Annotated in this window: 3 protein-coding genes and 1 pseudogene; all 4 read left to right on the top strand. The window is 37.4% G+C overall.

Translation table 11 applies throughout. From position 1 onward, the window contains the following. Nucleotides 1-231: endo-1,4-beta-xylanase (locus tag AC15TD_RS03630; protein ID WP_484450780.1), on the top strand; the 231-nt coding region annotated here is incomplete at its 5' end. A gap of 37 nt (nucleotides 232-268) precedes the next feature. Continuing rightward, nucleotides 269-2,653 carry a glycoside hydrolase family 95 protein gene (locus tag AC15TD_RS03635; RefSeq protein WP_484450781.1) on the top strand — a complete coding sequence of 795 codons (2,385 nt, stop codon included), beginning with the start codon at nucleotides 269-271 and terminating at the stop codon, nucleotides 2,651-2,653. Between the two features lie 94 nt (nucleotides 2,654-2,747). After that, on the top strand, nucleotides 2,748-4,280 hold the full coding sequence (locus tag AC15TD_RS03640) for a sulfatase family protein (protein ID WP_484450782.1): 1,533 nt from the start codon (nucleotides 2,748-2,750) through the stop codon (nucleotides 4,278-4,280). Nucleotides 4,281-4,297: 17 nt separating this feature from the next. Then, a pseudogene (locus AC15TD_RS03645) lies at nucleotides 4,298-5,695 on the top strand (alpha-L-fucosidase). Nucleotides 5,696-5,705: the final 10 nt, after the last annotated feature.

A 5,705-nucleotide genomic window follows, 5' to 3' on the forward strand; every position in this document is an offset into this window, starting at 1 on the left:
AACATCCAATTAAAATTGGCTAAACGTTATGAAGATATTTTTAAATTGTTTTTGAAGCATGAAGATAAAATTAGTAGAGTCACGTTTTGGGGAGTAACGGATAAAGATTCTTGGTTAAATGATTTTCCAATTAAAGAACGGACTAATCATCCTCTTTTGTTTGATAGAAACTATCAACCCAAAAAGGCATATTACAAACTTATAAATCTTATAAGTAACTCTAAAAATTAGAATAGTATTATTTAAAAAAAACATAAAAGAAATAACCATGTCAAGAAAAATAATTACACTATTGTGTTTACTAGTTTTTTACTTAAATGTATTTTCACAGACGAATTCCCAAAATCGTACTCATGAAATTTGGGATGACCGTCCTGCGCCAAACAGAGGCAGTGATTCTACCTTGATTCAGGCTGGAGGCTATCCTTATGACGCAGATTGGGAGCAGGAATCTTATCCCATAGGTAATGGTTATATGGGGGCGAATATATTTGGCCGAACCGATACCGAACGGATTCAAATTACAGAGAAAACACTTGCAAATGAAGGACTGTATGGTATAGGAGGTTTAACAAACTTTGCTGAAATATTTTTAGATATCAATCATCTGTCCCCAATAAATTACAAACGTTCATTAAGCTTAAATGATGCGCTATTGAATGTGAGTTATGAATATGAGAATGTGAAATATACCAGAGAATATTTTGCAAACTATCCTGATAATGTAATTGCCGTAAAGCTTAGTGCAAACAAAAATAAAAAAATCTCTTTCACCTTGAGAGCTAAGATACCTTACTTAAGAAGCAGTAAGGAAAAGAACACCAGAACCGGAAAAGCTTTTGCCGAAAACAACCTGCTCACCCTTTCTGGGAATGTTGCACATTTTAATGTCAATTACGAAAGTCAGATAAAAGTAATTAATGAAGGAGGAAAAATTATCGCTCTAAACGCAAATGGGAAGGCAGAAATTATAGTTTCAAATGCAAATTCTGTCGTACTATTGATTGCTGCCGGAACCAATTACGAGTTAAGTGATAAAATATTTCTGGAGGATACCAATAACAAAAAACTGGATGGTAATAAATATCCTCACGAGAAGGTGTCGGGCACAATTGAAAATGCTACCGTTAAAGGATATAGCTCTATAAAAGAGTATCATCTAAAAGATTATCAAGGTCTTTTTTCCAGAGTTAATTTGGTTTTATCGCCTGAAGTTCCACAGGTACCTACAAAAATGTTGGTCGAGAATTATAAAACCAATGCTTCTTCAATTTTTCTTGAAGAGTTAATGTTCCATTTTGGCAGATACCTGTTAATCTCCAGTTCGAGAAAAGGTGCTTTGCCATCAGGATTACAAGGAGTATGGAGCCAATATGAAGTAACACCATGGACCGGTGGCTATTGGCATAACATAAATGTTCAAATGAATTACTGGGGAGCTTTTAACACCAATTTAGCTGAAACATTTATTCCCTATCTGGAATATTTTGAGGCCTATTATCCCAAAGCAACTTTGTCGGCAACCTATTATGTCAAAAGCAATAATCCACAGGCACTAGCGAAAGAATCTGGAAATAATGGGTGGGCCATAGGAACAGGAGCAACCGCCTACAACGTTGGACCTCCGGGTTTACATTCAGGGCCTGGAACCGGAGGGTTTACAAGCAAACTACTTTGGGATTATTTCGAGTTTACCCAAGACTCAGTTTATCTTGTTAAGACTGGATATCCTGCTTTATTGGGCATGAGCAAATTTCTGACTAAAACACTAAAACCTGCTGAAAATGGGCTGCTTCTTGTAGAACCATCTGCTTCGCCGGAGCAAAAGCATAATGGTGAATATTATAGAACAAAAGGTACAACCTTCGACCAGGGCTTTGTATGGGAGACATACAATGATCTATTAAAAGCGGCTCAAATAATTGGTGCAGACGATGACTTTTTAAATACTGCCCGCACCCAAATTAACAAACTTGATCCTATCTTAATCGGAACATCAGGTCAGATAAAGGAATACCGTGAAGAGGAAAAATACAGTGACATTGGAGATCCCCAACATCGTCATATTTCTCATTTGTGTCCTATATATCCGGGAACATTAATTAATTCAAGCAAACCAGATTGGGTGAAGGCTGCCAGCCAAACGCTTGATTACAGGGGGAATAACACCACGGGCTGGGCAATGGCACATCGCATGAACGTGCGCGCCAGAACAAAAGAGGCTGAAAAGGCACATGAAGTGTATACTAAATTCTTAAAAGAACGCACCCTTCCTAATTTATGGACTGTTCACCCCCCATTCCAAATCGATGGCAACTTAGGGACCATGGCCGGTGTAGCCGAAATGTTGATTCAAAGTCATGAAGCTTTCATTGAACTCCTACCCGCTCTTCCAAAAGCCTGGGAAACAGGTTCATTTAATGGTCTTGTGGCAAGAGGCAATTTTGAATTATCACTAAACTGGAAAAAAAGTAAAATTTCTTCATGTAAAGTGATATCGAAAAATGGAGGAAAATGCACTATTAAATATAAGTATATTGAAGGTGTTCAAATAAAAGATCATGTGGGTGAAATAATAACATATACCATAAAGCGGGATAACATTATAGAATTTGATACCAATAAATCAGGGGAATATTTTATTACATTTTGATAGGAGATAATCTACTTATGTAAATTCGTTGCATTAATTATTCAAGTAAAATAAACACATATTATGAAAATCAAGAATCCACTCTTTACTCTAATTGTCTTACTTTTTTTTTTTTGGTTGTTCAAGCAATAAAGAAGAATCCCAAAAGCCAAATATAATATATGTTTTAGCTGATGATTTGGGTTATGGGGATGTATCTGTATATAATGAAAACAGTAAAATTCAAACACCAAATATAGCCAAATTGGCTTCTGAAGGTATTATGTTTACCGATGCACACACATCATCATCTGTCTGCACTCCAACAAGGTATGGGATCCTTACGGGGCGATATAATTGGCGAAGTAATCTAAAATCAGGTGTACTTTACGGTAATTCCAAAGCTTTAATCCCTTCCGACAGAACTACAGTAGCTTCCTTATTAAAGCAAAAAGACTATACTACCGCTTTTATTGGTAAATGGCATTTAGGATGGGATTGGGCAAAAAAAAAACCTGAAGTTTCTGGAGGTAAAGGTTGGAATCCTAAAGATTTTGATAATATTGATTTTTCAAAACCTGTTCAAAATGGCCCTAATGAATTAGGGTTTATATACTCATACGGGCATAATGGTTCTTTGGACATGGCACCTTATGTATATGTTGAAAATGGTATGCCAACAAAAATTCCAGACACCACTTCTGTTAATACAGGGAAATATTCCTGGTGGCGGGAGGGGCCTACTTCCAGTGATTTTATCCATGATGATGTTACGCCAAATTTTTTCCGTAAATCCTTTAAATACATTAAAGAAAAATCCAAAGAAGAAAATCCATTCTTTTTATATCTGGCACTACCCTCTCCACATACGCCCATTTTACCCACAGAGGAATGGCAAGGGAAGAGTGGATTGAACCCCTATGGCGATTTTGTAATGATGGTAGATGCCTATATGGGGCAACTGGAAAAAGTGATTAAAGAAGCCGGGATTGAAAACAATACGATTGTTATTTTTACTAGTGACAATGGCTGTTCACCAGCAGCATACATGGATGAGCTAGAAGATAAAGGCCACTACCCAAGTTACATATACAGAGGGCATAAGGCTGATATTTTTGAAGGAGGGCACCGTGTTCCATTTATTGTTAAATGGCCTCAGGAAATAAAGAAAGAAATAGTGTCAGATCAAACAATTTGTACAAGCGATTTGATGGCAACTGTTGCGAATATAGTCGGATATTCATTGTCAGACAATGAAGGAGAAGATAGCTATAATATCCTTCCTTTATTAAAACAAACGAAACTCGATAAACCAATAAGGGAAGCTGCAGTTCACCATTCTATAAATGGGAGTTTTGCCATCAGAAAAGGCGACTGGAAACTTATTATGTGTCCAGGGTCTGGCGGTTGGAGTTTTCCAAAACCTGATAATAAAGAGGCTATTGATTCATTACCAAAATATCAATTGTATAATTTAAAGAGCGATCCAGGTGAAACTACCAATTTGTATCAAAAAAATACTGAAAAGGTAGCAGAATTAAAAACATTGCTTATTAAGTATATTACTGATGGTAGGAGTACGCCAGGAGAGCCTCAAAAAAATGATTCGATTAATTTTGTTTGGAAGCAAATTGAATTTATAAACTAAATCTAAAAATAACGGAAATGAAAAAGTTACTAGTTGTACTCATCTTAATATCGGTTTTTCAATTGGGAAAAGCTCAAGAAAAATCAAAAGTCGCTCCCAATGATAAACCAGATATGACATGGTTTAAGGAAGCCAAGCTCGGAATTTTCATCCACTGGGGTATTTATGCCGTAAACGGTATTCCGGAAAGCTGGTCGTTTTACAACCATCAGCTTTCGCACGAAGACTATTTAAAACAACTGGACGGTTTTACTGCAGAAAAATACGATCCAAATGAATGGGCTTCATTGTTTAAAGAAGCGGGGGCAAAATATGCTGTTTTAACCACCAAACATCACGATGGTGTTGCCCTTTGGGATACCAAACTGAGTGATTTGAATGTGGTGAAAAGATCACCAGCTCATAGAGATTTAATTGAACCATATTGTGATGCCCTAAGAAAGAAAGACTTAAAAGTTGGCCTGTATTTTTCGCATCTGGACTGGTCGCACTCCGATTACGCCAGCGTATTTAGTGCTGATAAAAGAAAGTAATTTGAAGGCGGAGACATTGATGGCATTAATGAATTTGGCTATCCAAAAGATAGAAATGAAGATCCAAAAGCATGGCAACGTTTTAGAAAATTTCATGCAGGCCAGATTAAAGAATTATCACTCATCTTCAAACCAGACCTGTTTTGGTTCGATGGCGACTGGGAACGCGACGATGAGCAATGGGATATGAAACAACTGCGTGCTAATCTTCGAAAATGGAATGGCAGTGATATTATCCTAAATGCCCGCATGCGAGGATATGGTGATTACTTAACTCCGGAACAAGCCTTACCCATTGTTCGTCCACACGACACTTGGGAATTCTGCATGACCACAAACCATGGCTGGGGTTACCGAATCCCGGACATCAACTATAAGCCTGTTGGAGAAATTGTTAGAACATTCGCCGAAATTATCGGTATGGGCGGAAACCTGTTACTCGATATTGGCCCAAAACCTGATGGAACTATTCCTGAAAAGCAGGTGTACACCCTCAAGAAATTGGGTAAATGGATTGAAAAACATGAAGAAGCTGTTTACAATACCCTTGGTGGAATGGAATTCGGCCATTATTTCGGGCCTTCAACTTTTAGTAAAGATTCAACGACCATCTATTTGTACTACTTCGATACACCACGTGGAGAAATCTCTTTAAAAGGCCTTAGAAATGAAATAAAAAGTGTTCGTGTGGTTGGCGATTCTTCAGGTGAAGAATTGAAGTATCGAAGATCGGGAGGAGCAACATGGTTGAATATTCCTGGAATTCTAATGATTGAGCTACCAGAGTCAAAACTCGATGAATATGTAACCGTCATTGCCATCGACTTGGAAGGCAAACCGGATATCTACCATGGTAGCGGAGGAGCTATTGAAGGAAATTAATCATTCTCTT

Source organism: Yeosuana sp., from assembly GCF_057126245.1.

Coding starts and splice junctions, on each gene's coding strand:
- AC15TD_RS03635 (WP_484450781.1), top strand. CDS start 269: ATGTCAAGAAAAATAATTACACTATTGTGTTTACTAGTTTTTTACTTA.